Origin of the sequence: Bradyrhizobium sp. SZCCHNRI2009 (assembly GCF_032485115.1) — a bacterium.
Lineage (GTDB): Bacteria > Pseudomonadota > Alphaproteobacteria > Rhizobiales > Xanthobacteraceae > Bradyrhizobium.
Window position 1 is genome coordinate 111,795 of sequence record NZ_JAUEUH010000001.1, and the last position, 18,746, is coordinate 130,540.

18 protein-coding genes are annotated in these 18,746 nt (G+C 66.6%); 5 read left to right on the top strand and 13 right to left on the bottom strand.

Going from position 1 to position 18,746, the window contains the following annotated elements; translation table 11 throughout:
- Positions 1 to 51 precede the first annotated feature (51 nt).
- Positions 52 to 906 carry a DUF1194 domain-containing protein gene (locus QX041_RS00575; protein WP_316164255.1) on the top strand — a complete coding sequence of 285 codons (855 nt, stop codon included), beginning with the start codon at positions 52 to 54 and terminating at the stop codon, positions 904 to 906.
- A gap of 64 nt (positions 907 to 970) precedes the next feature.
- On the opposite strand, the gene QX041_RS00580 is transcribed toward QX041_RS00575, so the two are convergent.
- A complete protein-coding gene (locus tag QX041_RS00580; RefSeq protein WP_316164256.1) occupies positions 971 to 1,813 on the bottom strand; it encodes a nucleotidyltransferase domain-containing protein in 843 nt (280 codons plus the stop codon).
- A 199-nt stretch (positions 1,814 to 2,012) separates the two neighbouring features.
- Here QX041_RS00580 and QX041_RS00585 point away from each other — a divergent pair, with 199 nt between their 5' ends.
- Positions 2,013 to 2,585 carry a septal ring lytic transglycosylase RlpA family protein gene (locus tag QX041_RS00585; protein WP_315752056.1) on the top strand — a complete coding sequence of 191 codons (573 nt, stop codon included), beginning with the start codon at positions 2,013 to 2,015 and terminating at the stop codon, positions 2,583 to 2,585.
- A 199-nt stretch (positions 2,586 to 2,784) separates the two neighbouring features.
- Here QX041_RS00585 and QX041_RS00590 read toward each other — a convergent pair whose 3' ends face one another.
- The 7 genes from QX041_RS00590 to QX041_RS00620 form a co-directional block, all read right to left on the bottom strand.
- On the bottom strand, positions 2,785 to 4,020 hold the full coding sequence (locus QX041_RS00590) for a class I SAM-dependent RNA methyltransferase (RefSeq protein WP_316164257.1): 1,236 nt from the start codon (positions 4,018 to 4,020) through the stop codon (positions 2,785 to 2,787).
- Positions 4,013 to 4,750 (bottom strand): TlyA family RNA methyltransferase, encoded by a 738-nt coding sequence (locus QX041_RS00595; protein WP_315715541.1) that lies wholly within the window; start codon positions 4,748 to 4,750, stop codon positions 4,013 to 4,015. Before QX041_RS00595 ends, QX041_RS00590 begins: the two co-directional genes overlap by 8 nt.
- A 183-nt stretch (positions 4,751 to 4,933) precedes the next feature.
- On the bottom strand, positions 4,934 to 5,494 hold the full coding sequence (locus tag QX041_RS00600) for a nucleoside 2-deoxyribosyltransferase (RefSeq protein WP_315715542.1): 561 nt from the start codon (positions 5,492 to 5,494) through the stop codon (positions 4,934 to 4,936).
- A gap of 29 nt (positions 5,495 to 5,523) precedes the next feature.
- On the bottom strand, positions 5,524 to 7,449 hold the full coding sequence (dxs, locus tag QX041_RS00605; RefSeq protein WP_316164258.1) for a 1-deoxy-D-xylulose-5-phosphate synthase: 1,926 nt from the start codon (positions 7,447 to 7,449) through the stop codon (positions 5,524 to 5,526).
- A gap of 963 nt (positions 7,450 to 8,412) precedes the next feature.
- On the bottom strand, positions 8,413 to 8,664 hold the full coding sequence (locus tag QX041_RS00610; RefSeq protein WP_315715544.1) for an exodeoxyribonuclease VII small subunit: 252 nt from the start codon (positions 8,662 to 8,664) through the stop codon (positions 8,413 to 8,415).
- Positions 8,665 to 8,764: 100 nt separating this feature from the next.
- Positions 8,765 to 9,694, bottom strand: a complete 930-nt coding sequence (locus tag QX041_RS00615; protein WP_315715545.1) for a histone deacetylase family protein — start codon at positions 9,692 to 9,694, stop codon at positions 8,765 to 8,767.
- A 111-nt stretch (positions 9,695 to 9,805) separates the two neighbouring features.
- Complete coding sequence (locus QX041_RS00620) at positions 9,806 to 11,482, bottom strand: bifunctional metallophosphatase/5'-nucleotidase (protein WP_315715546.1); 1,677 nt, start codon at positions 11,480 to 11,482, stop codon at positions 9,806 to 9,808.
- Positions 11,483 to 11,589: 107 nt separating this feature from the next.
- Here QX041_RS00620 and bla point away from each other — a divergent pair, with 107 nt between their 5' ends.
- Positions 11,590 to 12,477 (top strand): subclass B3 metallo-beta-lactamase, encoded by an 888-nt coding sequence (gene bla, locus QX041_RS00625; protein ID WP_316164259.1) that lies wholly within the window; start codon positions 11,590 to 11,592, stop codon positions 12,475 to 12,477.
- A 12-nt stretch (positions 12,478 to 12,489) separates the two neighbouring features.
- Here bla and solA read toward each other — a convergent pair whose 3' ends face one another.
- Together solA and QX041_RS00635 are read right to left on the bottom strand one after the other, a co-directional pair.
- A complete protein-coding gene (solA, locus tag QX041_RS00630; protein WP_316164260.1) occupies positions 12,490 to 13,683 on the bottom strand; it encodes an N-methyl-L-tryptophan oxidase in 1,194 nt (397 codons plus the stop codon).
- 21 nt (positions 13,684 to 13,704) lie between these two features.
- Positions 13,705 to 14,469: a crotonase/enoyl-CoA hydratase family protein gene (locus QX041_RS00635; protein WP_316164261.1), complete on the bottom strand. Its 765-nt coding sequence runs from the start codon at positions 14,467 to 14,469 to the stop codon at positions 13,705 to 13,707.
- Between the two features lie 255 nt (positions 14,470 to 14,724).
- Between QX041_RS00635 and QX041_RS00640 the strand changes: the two genes are divergently transcribed.
- Positions 14,725 to 15,534, top strand: coding sequence for a hypothetical protein (locus QX041_RS00640; RefSeq protein WP_316164262.1), 810 nt, complete (start codon positions 14,725 to 14,727; stop codon positions 15,532 to 15,534).
- Positions 15,535 to 15,567: 33 nt separating this feature from the next.
- Here QX041_RS00640 and QX041_RS00645 read toward each other — a convergent pair whose 3' ends face one another.
- Together QX041_RS00645 and QX041_RS00650 are read right to left on the bottom strand one after the other, a co-directional pair.
- Entirely contained in the window at positions 15,568 to 15,939 is a 372-nt protein-coding gene (locus tag QX041_RS00645) for a hypothetical protein (RefSeq protein WP_316164263.1), read from the bottom strand.
- On the bottom strand, positions 15,939 to 16,448 hold the full coding sequence (locus QX041_RS00650) for a hypothetical protein (protein ID WP_316164264.1): 510 nt from the start codon (positions 16,446 to 16,448) through the stop codon (positions 15,939 to 15,941). Before QX041_RS00650 ends, QX041_RS00645 begins: the two co-directional genes overlap by 1 nt.
- Positions 16,449 to 16,741: 293 nt before the next feature.
- Here QX041_RS00650 and QX041_RS00655 point away from each other — a divergent pair, with 293 nt between their 5' ends.
- The gene (locus tag QX041_RS00655) at positions 16,742 to 18,010 is read left to right on the top strand and encodes a DUF892 family protein (RefSeq protein WP_316164265.1); all 1,269 of its coding nucleotides are present in this window, start codon (positions 16,742 to 16,744) and stop codon (positions 18,008 to 18,010) included.
- A gap of 337 nt (positions 18,011 to 18,347) precedes the next feature.
- Here QX041_RS00655 and QX041_RS00660 read toward each other — a convergent pair whose 3' ends face one another.
- Entirely contained in the window at positions 18,348 to 18,605 is a 258-nt protein-coding gene (locus QX041_RS00660) for a hypothetical protein (protein ID WP_315715554.1), read from the bottom strand.
- Between the last annotated feature and the right edge of the window lie 141 nt (positions 18,606 to 18,746).

The following is an 18,746-nucleotide window of genomic DNA, read 5'->3' on the forward strand; positions in this document are numbered from 1 at the left end:
CGCTCTGCGGATTGCATGTCACCATCATCAGACGCGATTGGAGGGCAGCTCATGCGCTGGTGGATCTCGATCGGGGTGGCGTGTCTGGCGGGCGCCTTGGCTGGCGGCGACGTCGCCACCGTCGTGGCAGCGCCGAGGGCCCAGCCGGCGCAGCAGCTGAGCGAGAAGGAAGCGTCCGTCGACGTCGAACTGATCCTCGCCGTCGACGTGTCCTACTCGATGGACCTGGACGAGCTGGCGATCCAGCGCGAAGGCTACGCCCAGGCGCTCAGCTCGCGCGAGTTCCTGCAGGCGCTGAAGAGCGGCGTGCACGGCAGGATCGCCGTGACCTATTTCGAATGGGCGGCCTCGAGCGACCAGAAGATCATCATTCCATGGCGCCTGATCGACGGACCGGAAAGTGCCGACGCCGTCGCCGCCGAGATCATGAAGACGCCGATCCGCCGGGCGTCGCGCACCTCGATCTCCGGCGCGATCTACTTCGCCATGCCGCTGTTCGATGAGAATCCCTACCGCGGACTGCGCCGCGTCATCGACATCTCCGGCGATGGGCCCAACAACAATGGTCCCTCACCGGTGACGATCGCGCGCGACGAGGCCGTCGACAAGGGCATCACCATCAACGGCCTGCCGATCATGGTCAAGGAGCCGTCCTACTCGACCATGGATATCGAGAACCTCGATCTCTATTACAAAGATTGCGTGACCGGCGGCCACGGTTCGTTCGTGGTCACGATCAAGAGCCGCGACGAATTCAAGGAAGCCATCCGCACCAAGCTGCTGATGGAGGTTGCCGGACGCGCACCGCCGCCGCGCATCGTGCCGGTCGCCGACGATGCCGACAAGGAGCCGCGCGTGTCCTGCACGATCGGCGAGAAGATCTGGCAGGACCGCTGGGGGCGGTGACCCGCAGGCCCGGGCTGCCGAGCAGACGCGCGCGCGGGGAGACTTGATTGGTAAGGCGCCGATCTCAGCCGGCCGTCGCAGCATGGACCAACGCCTGTTTCAATTCGGCCTCGACCTCCCGCAGGCTGCGGAGCGCCGCACCGAATTCGCCATTGCCGATCGATTGCCAGATGAGCTCCACGCGCGCCGCGAGATCGGCGAGTGCCAGTCCAAACGTCGCGGCCTCCATGAGCGCGCCCTTCTCGTTGATCAGGTAGCGCCCGTTGACCGCAAACAGCACCTGCGCAAGGCAGGCGAGGGCGCGATAGGCGCAGCCCGCGACGTGGGTATGATCGCCACGCCCGACAGCCAACTCGGCATTATCGATGCTGAATGCGATCTCCCAGTGGAAGCGCGCAATAATCGCGTCGCGCAGGCGGCGCGGATAGGGCGTGCAGCGCGACTTCAGCCCCGCCAGCAGTTGCGCGGGATCGTGCAGCGGGCGGCAGAGCGCGACCTCGCCCATCCAGATCGCCGAGACGAAGCCATGCGGATGGCCTGGCTGGTAGTGCATCTCGATCCGCCCTTTCCGGCAGTCGTCGATCACGCCGCCGACCGCATCGATCTCGCGATAGAGCAGGTCGACCTTGTGCCCGTCGATTCTGAGCCAGCCGCCGCCGACGATCCACTGTCCCCAGCCGCCGACCGCCGTCAGTTCGAGCGTTTGCGGGTCGTCGACGAGCCGCCGCACTGCTTCGCGCAGCACGTCGGTGTCGAGGCCGTGCCTGGATGCGATGTAGAGCCCGACGTCGTAGTCCGAGCCCGCCTGCGCGGTGCCGCGCGCACGTGATCCACCGAGCGCGATGGCGCGCAGTCCCGGGACATCGGCAAGTTCGCCGACGATGCGGGTCAGCAGCGGGTCAGGCATTCACGTGTTCTCCCAGGATGACAGTATGAAGTTCTTGCGTGGAAAAACTCCACAAGGCCGCTGTTCAGGCTGATCTGTTGCCATTGAGCCACAATCTCCCAAAAACCAGGGGTTGCATCTCCCGCAAGTTTCCCTTTGCCACCGTGCCGCCGCGATTGGGCCGCGACCATGAGCGGATTGAGGCGGAGGCGCACAGAACATGCGTATCATCGACCGGACAGCACGTCCCGCGCAGCGCGTCAGGCGCTCGTCAGTCATCCAAGGTCCGCGTGCAGGGCTCGCTTGCCAACTTCTCAGGGCAGCGCTGGTGTGTGCGGCGGCGGCTTCGCTCGCAGCCTGCGCGCAATCATCGGCGGTCCGGCAGGCGCGCTGGGCGGCGCCGACGAAGCAAGCCGGAGCCGAATTTCGGCCGCAGGTGCAGCGCGCGGAGAAGGCGCCGGAGTCAGTGGTGCGCGTCCGGCGGGCCGAGCCCAGCCCGCCGCCGGCGCACTCCGGAGCGTCCGGTCTCGCCAGCTACTATTCGGAAGGCCAGAAGACCGCGAGCGGCGAGCGCTTCAATCCCTCCGAGCTGACGGCCGCGCATCGCAGCCTGCCGTTCGGCACCCGCCTGCAGGTCACCAACGTCAAGACCGGCCGCTCCGTGGTGGTGCGCGTCAACGATCGCGGACCGTTCGTGCAGGGGCGGGTGGTCGACGTGTCCTACTCAGCCGCGCAGGCGCTCGGCATGGTCAACTCCGGCGTCGCGCCGGTGAAGGTCAGCGTGGTGAGGTAGCGCATCGGATAGGCGACATCGCTGGTCGATCGCCTACGAGTTCGTGCTCATAGTCAGCGGCGTTCTCAGTCGACCTCGCCCCGCAAGCGGGGCGAGGGGGCGCACCGAGCGTGATGCGCGAGCTCCGTGCGTCATTGCAGGGGCAACGCTTGGCGCTCCCCGAAAAAGCCGATCTCGCTCATAAATCCGTTGACGGTGCTCACCGCACCAGCCTCGCCACCAGCTCGACATGCGGGGTGTGGCGGAACTGGTCGACCGGCACCACGGTCTCGAGCTTGTAGCCGCCGTCGATCAGCATGCGCATATCCCGCGCGAACGTCGTGACGTTGCAGGACACCGCGACGATCACCGGCACCTTGCTGGCCGCGAGTTGCCTGGCCTGCGCCTGAGCGCCCTGGCGCGGCGGATCGAACACGACGGCGTCGATGTCGCGCAATTCCGGCGGCATCAGCGGGCGGCGGAACAGGTCGCGCGCCTCGGCCTTGATCGGCTTGAGGCCGGGCGTGCCAGACGCCCTTTGCAGCGCCGCGATCGCGCCGGCATCATTGTCCATGGCGGTGACGCGCGCCCGCGTGGCGAGCCGCAGCGCGAACGGGCCGACGCCGCAGAACAGGTCGGCGACGTGCTTGGCTTTGCCGATCCGCTCCATCACCAATTGCGCCAGCGTCTCCTCGCCTTGCACGGTGGCCTGCAGGAACGAGCCGGGCGGCAGCGTCACCTGTGCCGTCCCCATCGTAACCACGGGCGCATTGCGCATCAGCACCAGCTCGCCATGGCGCGTCAGCCGCGCCAGCCGGTGCTGTTCGGCGAGGCGGGACAGGGCCGCGATGCGCGGCGGCGGCAGCGGGCCGGAGCCGCGGATGTCGATGTCGAGGCCGTTGCTGGTCGCGGTCGCCTGGATGTCGAGCGGCTTGCCGGTCGGCTTCAGCGCCTCCGCCAGCGCCCATGCGGCTTCCAGCGCACCATCCAGAGCAGGATCGAGGATCGGACAGCGGTCGATCGGCACGATGTCGTGGCTGTTGGCTGCCGAGAATCCGACGCGGAGAACCTCGTGCGTGCCCATCCGGGCGTGGAAGGTGGCGCGGCGCCGGCCGGCGCCGTGGGCATCGATCAGATCGGCCACTTCGCAATCGACCTTGGCGGCCCGTAGCGTCTCGACGACGATGTTGCGCTTCCAATGCTGATAGGGCCCGGGCGCCCAGTGCTGGATGGCGCAGCCGCCGCACACGCCGAAATGCGCACAGAACGGCGCGATCCGCTCGGAGCTCGCCGCCTCCATGGCGAGCAGCTTGCGGCGATCGGGATGCCCGGGCACGACGGCCGCCTGGACGGTCTCGCCGGCCAGCGTGTAGGGCACGTACAGCGCCTCGCCCGATGACAGCGACACGCCATCGCCGCGATGGCCGACATGGTCGATGACGAGACGCTCAACCATGGCGGCGCGCTCCCAGGAAGAATTCGGCGTTGCCGTCGCCGCCCTTGATCGATGATGGGAAGATCTCGATGTCGCTGCAGCCCAGCGAGGCGGCGAAGGCCGCAATGTCGTCGCAGACGGCGGCATGCACGCTTGCATCCTTGATGATGCCGCCCTTGCCGTGCTTTCCCTGCGCCTCGAATTGCGGCTTGATCAGCGCCAGCAGGCTCATCGGCGAGGCCGCGAGCGACAATGCGACCGGCAGCACCGCCTTGAGCGAGATGAAGCTGCAGTCGATCACGACGACGTCGGGGCGCTGCGGCAGGCGCTTGCCGTCGTAGCTGCGGATGTCGGTCTGCTCCATCGAGATGATCTTCGGGTGATTGCGCAATGATGGGTGCAATTGGTCGCGGCCGACATCGACCGCGAACACGAGCGCCGCGCCATTCGCCAGCAGGACCTCGGTGAAGCCGCCGGTGGAGGCACCGACATCGAGGCAGACATGGTCTTCGACCTCGATGCCATAATGCTCCAGCGCCGCCGCCAGCTTGACGCCGCCACGCGACACCCAGGGATGCGCCGGCTCGGCCTGCAGGACGGCGTCGGCGGGAATGTTCTCCGAGGCTTTGCCCACCTGCTTGTCGTTGGCGAACACGAGCCCCGCCTCGATCGCCGCCTGCGCCCGCGCGCGGCTCTCGAACAGGCCGCGTTCGACGAGGAGGATGTCAGCACGTTTGCGGGCAGGGGTCATGGGCCGGATCGCGAGATAGGTGAGATGAGGGCGACGCAATGAATTTTGAACTCCGTCATTGCGAGGAGCGACGCGACGAAGCAATCCAGACCTCCTTTGTAGCCCTGGATTGCTTCGCTTCGCTCGCAATGACGGGTGTTGCAAGCTGTTCGCGCGTATTCGCGGCTTCGGAGGGGCCCGGGATCAAACCGTCCTCGTCGCCAGCCGCTCCGCCGCCAATCTCACGCAGGTCTCGAACGCTGCCAGATGATGCCAGACGTCGGCAGGGCGTTCGCGTGGAGCGACGAGCGGGGCGCCGCGTAGCTCGAGCGCGTGGATCATCATGAGATTGTCGGGCAGGCCGAAATCCTCGACAGTCAGGCCTTCGCCATCGACCAGGCGGCCGTCCTGCTCCGTCACCGCCGTGAAGCGTCGGGCACGATCGGCGTAGACGGCCGGGTCGTTGCAGTAGCCGAGACACAGCTTGCCGGAGCCGGCCATGTAGCCGAACTCATAGACCGTGCCGGCATCGGCGCCGGGCCCGCGGAACGGTGTGAGATTGGCGATGATGGCATCGGCGTCGTCCATCATCGCCTCGTTGCCATGGAAGATCTGGCGCGAGGCGTCGGAGGAGGCGAGGTCGATGCTGTTGTCGAGGGGGTAGAGGCCGATCAGGCCGTGGCGGTCGCAGATCGCGACCTTCCGCCGGCCGATTTCAATGGCATCCGGCAGGAACACGTCGGGACCTGCCAGATAGATCTTCATGGCTCACCACTGCGGGACCCAAGCTCGCCTCAGGCGAGCTTGACCGACTCGGTCGTGTAATCCTTGCCGAGCGCCTCGAACACCTTGCGGACGATGCCTTTGGCGTCAAGCCCGGCGCGGGCGTACATCGCTGCCGGCGTGTCGTGGTCCTGGAACTCGTCGGGCAGCACCATCGAACGCATCTTCAGGCCGCCGTCCAGCATGCCCTGGTCGGACAGGTACTGCATGACGTGCGAGCCGAAGCCGCCGACCGAGCCTTCCTCGATCGTGATCAGGATGTCGTGCTCGCGGGCCAGCTTCAGCACCAGCTCCTCGTCGAGCGGCTTCATGAAGCGCGCATCGGCGATCGAGGCGGACAGGCCATGGGCGGCGAGCTCGTCGGCGGCCTTCTCGCACTCGGCAAGCCGGGTGCCGAACGAGAGCAGGGCGACCTGCTTGCCCTGGCGGATCATGCGGCCCTTGCCGATCGGCAGCGGAACGCCAACCTCGGGCATTTCCACGCCGCGGCCTTCGCCGCGCGGATAGCGCACCGAGCTCGGCCGGTCGTTGATCGCGACCTGGGTCGCCACCATGTGCACCAGCTCGGCCTCGTCGGAGGCCGCCATGATCACCATGTTCGGCAGGCAGCCGAGATAGGCGTTGTCGAAGGAGCCGGCATGGGTCGCGCCGTCGGCGCCGACCAAGCCGGCGCGGTCGATGGCGAAGCGCACCGGCAGGCTCTGGATGCAGACGTCGTGGACGATCTGGTCGTAGCCGCGCTGCAGGAAGGTCGAGTAGATCGCGCAGAACGGCTTGAAGCCTTCTGCTGCGAGGCCGGCGGCGAAGGTCACGGCGTGCTGCTCGGCGATGCCGACGTCGAAGGTGCGCTTCGGGAACGCCTTGGCGAAGATGTCGATGCCGGTGCCCGAGGGCATCGCGGCAGTGATGCCGACGATCTTGTCGTCCTTCTCGGCTTCCTTGACCAGGCTCTGGCCGAACACGTTCTGATAGGCCGGCGCGTTCGGCTTGGCCTTCGCCTGGGTGCCGGTGGCGATGTCGAACTTGGCCACCGCATGATATTTGTCGGCCGCCGCTTCCGCGGGCGAGTAGCCCTTGCCCTTCTGGGTCACGACGTGGACCAGGATCGGGCCGGTCTCCATGTCGCGGACGTTCTTCAGGACGGGGAGCAGATGGTCGAGGTTGTGGCCGTCGATCGGGCCGACGTAGTAGAAGCCGAGCTCCTCGAACAGCGTGCCGCCGTCCATCATGAAGCCGCGGGAATATTCCTCGACGCGGCTGGCGCGGTTGGCGATCACCTTGGGCAGATGCTGGCCGAGCTGCTTGGCGGCATCTCGCAGCGTCCGGTAGGTCTTGCCCGAGTACAGGCGCGACAGATAGGCCGACATGGCGCCGACCGGCGGCGCGATCGACATGTCGTTGTCGTTGAGGATCACGATCAGGCGGGAGTTCATCGCGCCGGCATTGTTCATGGCCTCATAGGCCATGCCGGCGGACATCGCACCGTCGCCGATCACGGCGATCACGTTGTTCTTGCCGCCCGACAGGTCGCGCGCAACGGCCATGCCGAGACCGGCGGAAATCGAGGTCGACGAGTGCGCAGCGCCAAACGGATCGTAGTCGCTCTCGGCGCGCTTGGTGAACCCGGAGAGGCCGCCGCCGGTGCGCAAGGTGCGGATGCGGTCGCGGCGTCCGGTCAGGATCTTGTGCGGGTAGGCCTGGTGGCCGACGTCCCAGATCAGGCGGTCACGCGGGGTGTCGAACACGTAATGGATGGCCGTGGTCAGCTCGACCACGCCGAGACCAGCGCCGAAATGGCCGCCGGTCACCGAGACCGCGTCGATGGTCTCCTGGCGCAATTCGTCGGCGACCTGCCGGACCTGCTCGACCTTCAGCCGGCGCAGATCTTCCGGGGTCTTGATGGTGTCGAGAAGCGGCGTCTTACTAAATGTGGTCACGGTGACATTCCAATTTTGCAGGTCGGGTTCAAGGGCCGACATCTGAGAGGTTCATCGTAACGGGCGGCGAAACCTGAGGTCTTGAAGGTCACATCCGCGCGGATCGAAGCCGCAGTCCGAAGACTAGCCGGGTTTGGGATCGATCTATGTGATGTAAGTCACTCTTGGTGGCCTTGCCGTCCTCGTTAGTCGCCCAAGATCGCCAAGTCGTTCAGCCAAGTCAGTTTTGCTAGCTCTTGCAAGCGCTTAGATTCCTCTCTCCGGAGAGGATGGACACTTCCAAAAACCCGCAGTTGCGAGAAGCTTTACACCAAAGTGCGTCTTAAAGCCAACCCGGCGGGAGTTGGCAAGCCCGCAAACGGTACCTTTGCGCCACGTCTCAACCGCGGCGGCATGCCGGAGGTTCCATTGCTCTGCTCAAATCGACGGCAGCCGTCGCTCCGGAATAGACCGGGGACGCGAACTCGGTCCAGGCTTTTTCCCGCGCCGCAGAATCGGCCGATGCGGCGATTGCGCGCGCCGCGGTACGGTGAGCCATGCGTCCGCGTCAGGGGATCGGTCCGCAGACGATCATGAAGAAGTCGCAGGCGTGCGGCCTTTCGTGGATCGTCACGAAGCGGACGCGGAAGACCTGCGAGCCAAGCACATTGTCATGATCGGGCCGGACGATCGCAGACGCGGAACGGCACGATCGTAGGATCGGGGGGCGCCACGGCGAACTGCCCGGATCCAATCGTGTCGCATGGTAAACGAAGGACGTCGCGCTGACTCTCGAGCGGTGAACGCGGTGGCAGAGACTTCGCCGGGGGACACTTGGCGGCCAAGCCCATTGACGATGCAGTTGCACCGATGCGCGGCTGAATTGCACGAATGGGAGGCGCTTTGCCCGCGTGTCGCGTCGGGCCACAACCAGCGAAATAAATCCGGACTGTCGCTCGGAGACGGCCGGTCGGCCGCAAGCCGCTATTGCACGTCGAGCGGCACGGTTCCCACCGCATGGCCGCTGGCGTCGGTCGTGATCTTCTCGACCCGGGCCTCCGCCTGGCGCAGCAGCTCCTCGCAGCGCCGCTTCAGCGCCTCGCCGCGCTCATAGATCGCCACCGACTCCTCGAGCGGCACCTTGCCGTCCTCGAGGCGCTTCACGATCGATTCCAGCTCCTCGATCGCGCGCTCGAACGACAGCTTCTTGACGTCGGTTACGGTGTTGTCCGCCATGCGGGTTCCCTGCAGCTCACTCAACTCCGGGGCCGTGCTTTTACACCCCGCTCGCGGCCCTGTCAGGCCCTGCCGGGGTGGATCGGCTGGAACCTGGGGATTACGCCCCGGTCAGCGCCGCAACGTGGGCCGCGACGGATTCCTTAAGTCCCTGAAGGTCATAGCCGCCCTCCAGGACAGAGACGACGCGGCCGCCGGCGGTCTTGTCGGCGAGCTCCATCAGCTTGCGGGTGACCCAGCCGAAATCCTCCGCCCGCAGGTTGAGCGACGCCAGCGGGTCGCGATAGTGGGCGTCGAAGCCGGCCGAGATGATCACGAGCTCGGGGCTGAACTTGGTGAGCTGCGGCAGGATCAGGTTCTCGAAGGCGGAGCGGAACTCGAGGCTGCCGTCCTCGGAGGCCAGCGGTGCGTTGACGATGGTGTCGTGCTCGCCGCGCTCGCCGCGGGCACCCGTGCCCGGGAACAGCGGCATCTGATGGGTCGAGCAGTACATCACGCTCTTGTCGGCCCAGAAGATGTCCTGGGTGCCGTTGCCATGGTGGACGTCGAAGTCGACGATGGCGGCACGCTCGATGCCGAAGGTGCGCTGGGCGTAGCGGGCGGCGATCGCGACATTGTCGAAGAAGCAGAAGCCCATCGGCTTGGCGATCTCGGCATGATGTCCGGGCGGGCGCACCGCCACGAAGGCGTTGCGGTGGCGGCCGGACATCACCGACTCCGTCGCCGCGACGGCGCCGCCGACGCCGCGCATCACGGCCTCCCAGGTGCCCGGCGACATCGAGGTATCGCCGTCGAGATAGATGATGCCCGAGGTCGGGGCCATGTGGCGCAGCTCGGTGACGTAGTGCTCGTTGTGGCAGAGCAGGGCCAGCTCGATGTCGGCCTCCGGGGCCTCGTCGCGATCGAGCAGGGCGAAGCGCTCCTCGGTCAGGGCCTCCTCGACGGCGCGCAGGCGGTCGGCGCGCTCGGGGTGGCCGGACGGCGTGGCGTGATCGAGGCAGGCTTCATGAGAGAGATACAGCGTCGACATCAGGGCTCTGCCACTCGCGCGTTGCGGGAGGGCCCAATCTATGCGCTGAACGCAGCCTCGGAAAGAGCCCCGCGGGCGATATGACCGGCTTTCCGCCCGGCGCGGCAGGCGTCACGAAGCCTTGTTGACGATACGACCGCGCGGCGGCGGGGCCAGCGGGCTGTTGGCCTTGAGATAGGCGAACAGCGCCTCGTCGTCATAGGGTCCCGTGATCGGATCGCGGCCGCTCTTGAACGCGGTGAAGCCGTCGCCGCCGAGCGCGAGGTAGTTGTTGATGGTGACCCGGTAGGATGCGGCGGGATCGATGGCCTTGCCCTCGAGCATCATGCTGGCGGCATCGATCCGCGCGCCCGCGGACTGTTTCGCATCGAAGGCATAGGAGAAACCGCTGGAGACCTGCAGGATGCGCGGCCGCGCCGGGTCGAGCCATTGCTGCTCCAGCGCGGCCTTGATCTCGGCACCGGTCAGGGTGACCGTCATCAGCTGGTTGCGAAACGGCTGGCTCGCGAACACGTCGGCATAGGTCACCGCGCCGTCGTCTCGACGAACGAGATCTGTCCGGATACCGCCGGGATTGGTCATCGCGACGACCGCGCTTCCCTTGTCCGCCGCGGCTGTCGCTGCGAGCTGGGCATCGGCGATGACGTCGCCGAGCACGCTCTCGCCGGAGGCGTTCGGCAGCCGCGACAGCGTCGCGGTGAGCACGCCGGCGGGGCGATTGGCGTAGGGCGCCGCGAGCTTCTCATAGGCGTCGATCAGCGCGGTCTGCGCCGGATCCTTCGGCAGGCTGGTGTCGACGACGATGTTCGTCGCGGTGGCGCTGATCACGTCGCGCGTGGTGCGGTCGAGCTTGACGTCGATCGCCGTCACCAGCGTGCCGAACTTGTCGCCCGAGGTGACGAGCCGCTTGTCGATGGTGCAGACATAGGCCTGATGGGTGTGGCCGGAGATGACGATGTCGACCGCGCTGTCGAGCTCCTTGACGATGTCGACGATCGGCCCCGACAGCCCGGGACATTCGTTCATGCCACCGGACGGCCAGCCGCCCTCGTGGATCAGCACGACGATCGCCTGCACGCCCTTGGCCTTCAATTCCGGGATCAGCGCGTTGACGCTCTCGGCCTCGTTGCGGAAGTCGAGGCCGGCCGCGCTCGCCGGCGAGATGATGCCCGGGGTCCCTTTCAGCGTCAGCCCGATGAAGGCGACCGGAACGTCCTCGAAGGTGCGGATCTCATAGGGCGGAAACACCGTCTTGTCGGTGCCGGCGAGGAACGTCGACGCCGCGAGATAGTGGAATTTGGCACCGGTGAACGGCTGCGGCCCGCGGCAGCCGTCGGTCGGATGACAGCCGCCGTTCTGCATCCGCAGCAGCTCGGCCTTGCCCTCGTCAAACTCGTGATTGCCGACCGCCGACAGGGCGAGCCCCATCTGCGACATCGATTCGATGGTCGGCTCGTCGTGGAACATCGCCGACAGGAACGGGCTCGCACCGATCAGGTCGCCGGCTGCGACGAAGATCGTGTTGGGCTGGCCGTCGGCGAGCAGCTTGACGAGGCTCGCCATGTGCTCGGCGCCGCCGGCTGGAACAACGGTGGTCTTGGTTGGATCGGCGGGATCGGCGACGCGGATGCCGGAAGAGGGCGGCTCCAGATTGCCGTGGAAGTCGTTGATGGCGAGGATGCGCAACGCTATCGGCTCGTCCTCGGCCGATGCTGGCGGGCCGACGATGCTTGCAACGGCGGCGCCGGTCAGCAGGCAGGCAAGGGCGAAGCGGGAGAGACGGCTCATGGCAGGGTCACGTGTGATGCAGGGGCCGCGGGACGAAGCGCGATTGCCCCGCCGCGGTCGCAATGACATAAAACGATTTCATAACACCAATACATCGGGAGGCCGGAATGAAAAGAATGATGCTGCTCGCGGCGACATTGTCGCTGGCCGCCGGCTCCGCTGCAGCGCAATCGCTGCCGGACCTGATGAAGCAGATGGTCGCGGCGTGGAATAAGCCGACCGAGCCGTTCAAGGTGATCGACAACGTCTACTACGTCGGCACCAACGGGCTCGCTTCCTACCTGATCACCACGCCGCAGGGCCATATCCTGATCGATACCGTGATGCCGGAATCGACCGCGCAGATCGAGGCCAGCATCGGCAAGCTCGGCTTCAAGGTCGCCGACATCAAATACATCCTCAACACCCACGCCCATATCGACCACACCGGGGGGCTGGCGCAGATCAAGCAGGAAACCGGGGCGCAGATGGTGGCGGGCGCCAAGGACGTGCCGCTGCTGGAAGGCGGCTTCTATCCGGGCCGCGAGGAGGAGCGCTATCTCGGCTTCCCGCCGGTCAAGGTCGACCGCGCCGTGCGCGAGGGCGACACCGTCACGCTCGGCGGCGTCACGTTGACGGCGCATGAGACGCCGGGCCATTCGCCGGGCTGCACCAGCTGGACGACCGACGTGAAGGATGGCGACGCCACCCGCAGCCTGATCTTCTTCTGTAGCGCCACCGTGGCGCTGAACCGGCTGGTCGGCCGTCCCACCTATCCGGGCATCGTCGACGACTACAAGAAGACCTTCGCCTGGGCCAAGACCGCGCATCCCGACATCCTGCTGGCGCCGCATCCGGAGATGTACGACATGGCCGGAAAGCGAGCGAAGATTGCCGACGGCGCGCCCAACCCGTTCGTCAAGCCGGGTGAGTTCAACGCCTATCTCGACAAGCTCGAGACGCAGTTCGACGACGGGCTGGCCAAGCAGACGGCGGCGCTGCAGTCCGGCAAGTAGTTGCGCCGTCCGCTATGCTGGATCGGCGACGGCCAGCCGGTCCAGCGTGAAGCCGGAGAGGTCGACGCGCGGCGTCTCGCCCCGGGCCATCGCCGCGAGCGCCTCGCCCACGGCCGGCGAATGCTTGAAGCCGTGGCCCGAGCAGGCCGAGGCGTAGATCACCTCGGCGTCACCTGGATCGTGGTCGATGACGAAGCGGCCGCCCGCCGCGTTGGTATAGAGGCAGACCTCGCTGCGTAGGCAGCGCGGGCCGAGATCCGGCACGAAGGGGCGGACATAGGTCTCGTAAACCTCGGCGATCTCGTCCGCCGTCACCGCCCGCGACACGTGGTCGGGATCGGTCTCGCCGGTCAGCACCTCGTTGGCGATCTTCACGCCGTTGTCCGGCGAGCCGAGCCAGGGGAAGCCGTAGATATCGGACGCCGCCCGCCCGCGTCCGCTGACGTCCCATATGAAGACCGGCGTGTCCGGCCCGAAGCGCTCGGGATGGGACAGGACCTCGAACCAGTACAGCACCTGCCGCGTGACATTCACACGCCGGCGCAGAGGCGCGATCAGCTCGGTGATCCACGGCCCGGTGGTGACGATCAATCTGTTGGCCGACGCCGTCGTGCCGTCGTCCATGGTCACGATGTGGGCGCCGGCGGCACGGCGAAACGCCGTCACGCGCCGGCCGGTCATGAGCTCCGCGCCATGCCGCGTGGCGACCGCGAGCTCTGCCCGGACGCAGTCCTCGACCATGAGATAGCCGCCCTCGCGATCGAGGAAGGCGCGATCGCCCGCCGCGATGGCGAAGGCCGGATAGTCGGCGCGCAGCCGCTCCGGCAAGATCGTCTCGCCGTCGACGCCGTGCAGCCTCGCGGCGGTTTCGATGTTGCTGAAGAACTGCGCGCTAGAGACGCCGTGGACCTCGCCGCCGTCCTGGCTCGGGATGAACAGGCAGCCGCATTGTTCGAACAGATGCGCGCCGGTCTCGCGCTCCAGCTCACGCCACAGCACGTGCGAGCGCTGCGCCAGCGGCGTGTAGTCGACGCCTTCGCCGATCGCCGCGCGGGTGATGCGGGTCTCGCCATGGGTCGAGCCGAAGCGGTGCGGCGGCTGGAAGCGGTCGATGCCGAGCACGCGCGTCCCGGCCTTGGCGAGATGCAGCACGGCGGCGCTGCCGACCGCGCCGCAGCCGATCACGATGACATCAAACTGCGCCATGCGCGCCCGCCGCGGCCCCGCTCATTTCTTCTTCTTGCGCGACAGGAACGCCTTGAACGCGCCGACCGCCTCCTCGGAGGTCATGCGCTCGGCGAACAGATAGGCCTCCTGGTCGATCCGGCGCGTGAGCTCGTCAGGCGCGGTGCGGATCAGCCTGCGCCCGATCGCCACCGCCTCGGCCGGCAGCCGGCAAATGTCGCGCGCCACCTTGTGCGCCTCGACCTCGGTATGGCCCGGCGCTACCACCGTGTTGACAAAGCCCGCGATCTGCGCGTCGGCCGCGGTCATGGTGCGCCCCATGACCAGCATCGCGAACGCCCGCTGATAGCCCATGGTCCGCGGCATCAGCAGGCTCGAGGCGCCCTCCGGCACCAGGCCGAGATGGATGAAGGGCGTCGAGAACGTCGCCGTGGTCGAGGCCAGCACGTAGTCGCAGTGGAACAGCATCGTCGTGCCGATGCCGATCGCGACGCCGTCGACCGCGGCGATGATCGGCTTGACGTTATGCGCCAGCGAATACAGGAACTTGGTCGCCGCCGAGGTGCGCGCGGCGTCATTGCCGGCCGCCCCCGCATGCAGGAAGTCCTCGAGATCGTTGCCGGCCGTGAACACGCCGGAGCCGCCGGTGATGATGATGCATCGCACCAGCGGATTGTTCTGCGCGGTGTCGATGGCATCGCTCATGCCGAGATACATGGCCTGGGTGATCGCGTTCTTCTTCTCCGGGCGCCTGAGCTTGATCGTCCGCGTCTCGCCCTCGTCGGTCACGATCAGATGGTCGGTCATGGGCCCCTCATGCGCGTGCGCCGGCGGCTGCGATGCTACCGGTCGTTTCGAGTCGTTGTTCTCGCCTCAGCCTACATCATCTGCTGAGCGCGCCAAGGGCTGAGCATGCGACGAAAACACGGGAAGGTTGCATCCCGTCGCGCGGGCAAGGCGTCATGCATTCATGGTTGATGACCGGTTTGCGGTCGCATCGGAGCAGGATGAGGTCGGGAGCCAGGCTGTGATCGTCACAGCTTGAACCCCAGGGTTGATTACATGACGAAGTTCTTTTCGGTGCTGATGGCGTTGCTGCTGTGCGCCGTGTTCACGGAGCGTGCGGGCGCGGCCCCCAATGATCGCGCGCTGTTGTCGCTGTTGTGCGCGCCGGGCGCGATCGCGGGCGCCAAGTGCAAGCGTGCGAAATCCTATCCCGAGGCCGACGAGCGTGGCTGCGATGTCACGCTGAAGCCGCAACGCCATCTCGGTCGCTTCCTCGTATCCGGCAATCCGCTGCTGGTCGTCACCTATGAAAGCGAATGCGAGTCGCGCGCGAACGATTTCGGCGGTTCGGTGCTGTTCGAGCAGACCGGCGCGACCTTCGTGTTTCGTGGCTTCCAGCCCGGTATGCGGGTGGACCAATGTGTGATGGCCGGCAAGAGCGACGGAGTGGATACGCTGGTCTGCCTGGTCGGCCACATGGGGCAGGGCGTTCTCGAAAGCGCCGTGGCCCGGATCGGCTTCACCGGGGGCGGCCGCGAGCCCATCACGATGTCCAACGACTTTCTGCTGAAGGCCGAGGATACGACGGAGGCTGACATGGCCAATGTCGTGACCTGCGCGGAGCCGATCAAATATTTCGACCTGTCGAAGCTGGCGCCCGGTCCGCGCCCGGGCACCGTGGTCGCCGACGTGACCTATGCCGACCGCGAGACGATCGGCACCGCGTGCGGCAAGGGCTTTCCGAAGCCGAAGGATGCGCAGGACATGCGCAAGCTCGCGCCCGGCGAAGCCTATGTTCCGGAGGACAATGCCAAGCGCGGCAGCGTCATCGTCGACGTTGCGGGCCGCACGGCGAAACTGCGCTGACCCGGCTTGCGGTCGCGCGCGGCATCCCGCGCCTCACCGCGCCCCGTCCAGGCGCGGCAGCGTGCCGGGTGCGCGCGGTGTGGCAGGTTGCGCCTGCTGCCGCACGGCTTCGCGCCGCAAGGCCTGCTCGAGCACCGCCAGCCGCGTCGCCATCCGCGTCAACTCGTCATGCATCGAGGTCTGAACGCCTTGCACGGCGTGCTGCACCTCGCGCAGCGCGTCGCGCTGCGTCTCCGCTTTCAGCACCCTGAACTCGGCCTCGATCGAGGTCAGGCGGCTGTTCACGGCGCGGATCGCCTCGGCGATCTCCTTCTGGCCGTCCTGCAGCGCGCGCACGTGATCGACCAGCCGCAGATGGTCGGTCAGTTCCTCGACCGTCCTGCCGATATTGCTGCGGCCCCACATTACTTCACCGACCTGAGCAGCGTCCTGATCGTTGCCAGATGATCCTCGGGCGAGCCGAGCCGGGCCGAGATTACGCTCATGAATTCCTTGCGCAGCTCCGACAGCTCCTCCTCCGGTGTGATCCGCTCGACGGGGTCTTCGGTGGGCAGCCGCCGGGGCTCGACCTCGACGGGGCGCGGCGCAATGTCACGCGGCGTGACGCCGAAATAGGGGGGCCGCTCATAGACCGGGATGTGCGGCGCCTGGCGAGACGCAGTGACGCGCGCCAGAGATGGGAACTTCGGCGGCGACGTCATCGCCGGCCGCTCGATCTGGTCGATCAGCGCCGCGAGCGCGACGTCCATGTTGCTGTCGTCGGGCTCCTCGGCGAAGTGATAGGAGTAGGGTCGCGGTGCGGCCGTCATCGTGAGCGACGAGGACGCGAGCGAGGATGCGTGCGCGCGAAGCCGTCCGATGACGCGGCGAAGTCGCTCGCCGAGACCGGGTTTCTCCCTGGCTGGTGTCCGCATCAACATCTCACTCTCCAGCACCACAGCTTAGGCGAGCAGGGAAAAGCTTAGCAAGGGCCGCGGCCCAACTGCCAACAGGATGTCGTCGCAAAGTCACCGCATTTTAAGCCGGCCGCATGGATCGCAACGGGGGGCCGTAGCGGGTTCGCGCGGATTGCTCAGTGTGGCTCAGCGTGCATATGGCGCCAATCTAGCTCCCACTGACGGGCAGGTTCCGGCACGGAGGTAAGGAACAACCATGTACCCGCGCCGTTCGGACAATGCGTCCCCCGCCCAAACGTCCGAGGCCTTCCATGTATCACCACGTCAAGAAGCTGATGTTCACCGTCCGTGTCGACGAGCCGGATCCGCGCTTCGGCAACATGCTGCTCGAGCAGTTCGGCGGCGCCAACGGCGAACTCGCCGCGGCCATGCAGTACTCGATCCAGGGCCTGAATTGCGAGGATCCCGACCGCAAGGATCTGTTGATGGATATCGGCACCGAGGAGCTGAGCCATCTCGAGGTGGTCGGCACGCTCGCCCGCATGCACCTGAAGCCCGCCAAGTTCGACCGCGAGGCCGCCGAGGCCGATCCGCTCATTGCGATCGCCGGCGGCGGTGGCGTCAACCTGTTCAACTCGCAGGGAAATCCGTGGACCGCCGATTATCTCAAGATCACCGGCGAGCTCGACGTCGACCTGCGCAGCAACATCGCCGCGGAAGCGCGCGCCAAGATCGTCTATGAGCGGCTGATCAATTTCACCGACGATGCCGGAACCAAGGACGCGCTGCAATTCCTGATGACGCGCGAGATCACCCACATGAAGGCGTTCGCGCTGGCGCTGGAGAGCATGGGCAAGCCCGCCCTCAGCATCGGCCGCCTCGCGCCGACGCCGGGCCTGGTCGATCAGTTCTTCAACGATTCCACCGGCGCCGGGGACCACGGCGAGATCGACACCCGGGGCCCTTGGAACGAGGGCGGCGACTGGGTGTTCACGGAATCGCCGGCGATCCAGGCCGGCGAGCCCGGAGCAGCCTCTGCGATTGTCACCGAAAGCTCGCCGCCGGCCGACGAATCCGGCCTCAGCGATCTCCTCATGGACGAGCTGCGCGACATCCTGCATGCTGAGAAGCAGCTCACAAAGGCGCTTCCGAAGATGGCGGAGGCCGCGCGCTTCGACCAGTTGAGCGAATTGTTCGAGCAGCATCTGGCCGAGACGGAAGCGCAGATCGAGCGCATCAACGAGTGCTTCGAGCTTCTTGGGAAGACGCCGCGCGCAAAACCCTGCAAGGGCATGATGGGCCTCATCGAGGAAGGCCAGGAGATCATGACCCAGAGCGAGGACAAGGAGGATGCCGCCGCCGACCTCGCACTGATCGGCGCCGCGCAGCGGGTCGAGCATTACGAGATCTCCGGCTACACCACCGCGCGCAACCTCGCCCAGCAGCTCCGCCACAGCGCCGTCGTTGCGCTGCTGTCGAAGTCGCTGGCCGAGGAGGAGAACGCCGACCAGCTCCTCAACCAGGTCGCGCGCTCGCTGATGTCGGTGGCGAAGATGCCGGCCGCGATCGAGCAGGCGTGAGGAGGGCGTAGTCGTAGACGGATGAGCGCAGCGTCATCCGCCGCCTTCCAAATCAAGACGGCGGGTTACGCCTGCGGCTAACCTGCCCTAAGAGTCTCAACTCTCTCCCAGTCGTCATTCCGGGGCATTCGCGCGCAAACGGCGCAGCCGTTTGAAGCAGCGTGAATGAGCCCGGAATCCATAACCACAGGCCTCAGTTTGAGGCGAGCACGCGCCACATGCCGCTCGCACCTCACCACCATCGTGAGTATGGATTCCGGGCTCGCCCTGCGGGCGCCCCGGAATGACGGTGGAGGGAGCGATGACAACAACGAGCAAGCCAACATGGGCTGCCGTCTCACTCCGTATAGCTGTGCGACCGCTCCGCCCGGCGGAAGTGAACCGGCGATAGGCAGCGCCGGGCCCGGCTGATCTGGGCGTCGGTGGCGCCCCGGCTGCGCGCATACATCTCGGCCACCTCGGCGGTATATTTCTCGACGTAGTAGCGAACCTCGGAGCACGACATCCGCGTCTCCGGACCTGCTTCGTTGGCCGCCTGCAACTCGGACCCCATCGCCAGCACCAGCACTCCCGCGCCGATCACGCTTCGCAACATCGTCGTCTCCCCATTGTCGTAGCCGCCTGCCAGCAGGCGTGACTCGGCGCGCCGGGGCAAATTAACAATGGGCCGCGCATGACATCGCGCGCGGACTGTTGCTTCACGGCGTCACCGCGACGCGTGCGTCGCAGCGCGTTT